This window comes from Aerococcus sp. L_32 (assembly GCF_050689315.1).
The window spans coordinates 1-2,866 of sequence record NZ_JBOEQF010000264.1; the positions used below are offsets into that span (position 1 = coordinate 1).

Below are 2,866 nucleotides of genomic sequence, written 5' to 3' on the forward strand. Positions count from 1 at the left end.
AGAAACTGTAACATTTCCTGCTAATTCAGCAGCCGTCATGCCTTCTGCTTCAGGTACCTCTGCAATGGCAGGATCAAGCACTAATGGACGGCTTACCAATGATTGGTAAGTGTTTAAAAGCGTCAAGTTTGCTTGTAATCCTGCTTGTGTGATTGTATTTTCTGTAGTAGCGGTAGCAGCGTTATTCACAACAATATCTGTCGTAGATGTATATTTTGGTGTCATTAAGAAAAATGTCACTAAAGCTGCTAATACAATCCCAATAATAGTTGTTGAAATGATCTTCCAAATATTCGCAGTAAGAATATTCAGTATCTCAATTAAAGAGATTTCTTGGGTGTCGTTCATCTCGTCCTCCTCGAGCAAATATAATGCATATTATTTACTTCCTATTTGAATATAATATCATAACTATTTCAGTCTACCATACCGGTTTTTAAGTTTTCAATAAGATATTGTGGTTCCTGGTATTTTTCACTTGATTCTCATTATCCGTTTTCAGATGTTTTCGCATCACGGTGAACAAAATCAACTAACTTTTTGTTTAAGGTAACATCGTTAACCGCTGTTAAGTCTAATGATTCAACGAATTCATAAATTTCTTCAATTGGCTGACTGGTAATTTTTCCAACAAAAATCTTATCATCAACTTTTTGACCAGTTGTTTCATCAGTCAGTAGCAGTTCTTCATAAAGTTTTTCACCCGGCCGAATACCACTTTCAACAATTGGAATTTCTTTTTCAGTAAAGCCTGATAGTTTAATCATTTTCTTAGCAAGATCTAGGATTAGGACTTCTTTACCCATATCTAAAATAAACAATTCCCCACCTTCTGCTTTAGCGCCAGCTTGGATAACCAAACGACTTGCTTCAGGAATGGTCATGAAGTAACGACGCATTCTAAAGTCTGTAACAGTTACCGGGCCACCCTTTTCAATTTGTTTCTTGAATACAGGGATAACTGAACCACGTGAACCCAATACATTACCGAATCGTACTGCTGCAAATTTCGTATGGTTTGAAACTTTACCCATACCAGTTACTAGCATTTCAGCGATTCGTTTTGAAGCCCCCATTACGTTAGGTGGGTTGTTGGCTTTATCAGTGGATACCATAACGAAGACATCAACATTGGCATTCTTCGCTGCGGTTGCCACATTCAATGTTCCAAAGACATTATTTTTCACTGCTTCAGTTGGGTTAGCTTCCATTAACGGCACATGTTTATGGGCTGCTGCATGGTAAACGATATCTGGTTTGTAGGTTTGCATGATCTGTTCAATATGTTCTTTATCTTGAACGTCAGCAATGATTGGAATAATCTGGGTATTTGGTAAGTCTTTTTGAGCGAACTCTTGGTTGATCAAGTAGATTGAGTTTTCTCCGTGACCTAAAAGATAAATCGTTTTTGGTGCGAATTTAGCTACCTGACGACATATTTCAGAACCAATTGAACCACCGGCACCTGTAACTAAGATGTCTTTACCAGAGATTTGACGGAAGGCATCTGAATCGTCTAATTCTACTTCGTCACGGCCCAAAAGATCAGAAATTGAAATTTCTTGTGGGCCAGAAGTTGTATCCATTTGGTAACCTAATAATGTTTTTTCAACTGAAGGCATTTGACGCACATCCACGTCATATTCAATACCCCAGTCTAAGATTTGTTCAATCTTTTCACTTGGTAGGGTTGGTGCCGTAATAATGATATTTTGTAAATGGTATTGTTCGATAATACTTGGAATATCTTTAATGCACCCTAAGATGCTCAAGTTATCCATTTTCTTGTGTAGTAACTCTTTATCATCATCTACAAAACCGACGAATCGATATGCACCATCATTTTTAAACTGTTTAAGGAAGGTATTTCCGCCTCGACCTGCACCTACAAGTAAAGTTGGTTCAAAGACCCTTTCACCATTTGGTATGTTTTCTCTACGGTCCATTGTTAAGCGCCATGAAGCACGCGATACAAAAGTTAAACCAATGGCAAATACTGCTAATAAGAAAACAAATCGAATAGAAAAGCTTCTATAAACAATTGCTGCTGACGCTAGGGTTAAAATTGATGCAATAAAATGGGTAATCAGTAAATCTGATGCCCCTTTAAAACTCATATAGCGAATAATCAAGTTGTAGTTTTTTGTCCCTAAACTAGCTAGTATATAAGTAATGAAGTAGATAATTGATAAACTTAACGTCATTGATACGGTTAAACCTACATAAATTTCAAGTAATAGATATGCGGCAAAACCAGCGACTAATATCGATACAAAATCAGCAATCGCTAGTATCGAATATTTTTGGTGTTTAGAAAAATTCATTTACGCGTTACGCTCCCAACTTGTTCTTTTCTTTTTTTGATACGTATTTATAACAAACTACAAATCCAATAAACTAAAACAAACCAAAAAATTTCTTCTTACGTTTTGGTTGGTCTAAAACAAAATTGGTGATCATTGGATCCCCATTCACTAAACTTTTCGCATTGGATTTAAAATCAAACACGATACTATTCCCATACTCAGCCTGCATTTTGTTGAAGGCTGCCTCCATATTAAACCCCCTAGGTCCATGTGGACGGTGGGCATCTGAAGCGAGCATATGGACAAGATTTTCTTCAATCAACAAACGACTCGTTTCTTCAACACCAGAACCAAACTCCCCTAAATATGAAGCTGCTGTTAACTGTGCGTAACAACCCATCTCCGCAAAATGTTTTAATATTTCTGGTTTTTCAATAATCTTTTGATTTCGTTCAGGATGAACGATGATTGGGCGAATATTTCGTGACAATAAATCAAAGAATACTTGTTCCGCATAATGCGGTACTTCATGACTTGGAAATTCAATTAAAATATAATGC

At 36.7% G+C, this 2,866-nt stretch carries 3 protein-coding genes; all 3 read right to left on the bottom strand.

Annotation, left to right across the window (positions count from 1 at the left end; genetic code table 11):
- Positions 1–348 (bottom strand): Wzz/FepE/Etk N-terminal domain-containing protein (locus tag ACRCJ0_RS11495; protein ID WP_431390503.1); only part of this gene is annotated, 348 nt, incomplete at its 3' end.
- Between the two features lie 140 nt (positions 349–488).
- Positions 489–2,324, bottom strand: coding sequence for a polysaccharide biosynthesis protein (locus tag ACRCJ0_RS11500; RefSeq protein WP_413937746.1), 1,836 nt, complete (start codon positions 2,322–2,324; stop codon positions 489–491).
- Between the two features lie 73 nt (positions 2,325–2,397).
- The coding region (locus ACRCJ0_RS11505; RefSeq protein WP_431390504.1) for a CpsB/CapC family capsule biosynthesis tyrosine phosphatase at positions 2,398–2,866 on the bottom strand (469 nt) is incomplete at its 5' end.

Excerpts from the sequence above, each read along its gene's own strand:
- ACRCJ0_RS11500 (WP_413937746.1), bottom strand. The coding sequence starts at position 2,324 with ATGAATTTTTCTAAACACCAAAAATATTCGATACTAGCGATTGCTGAT.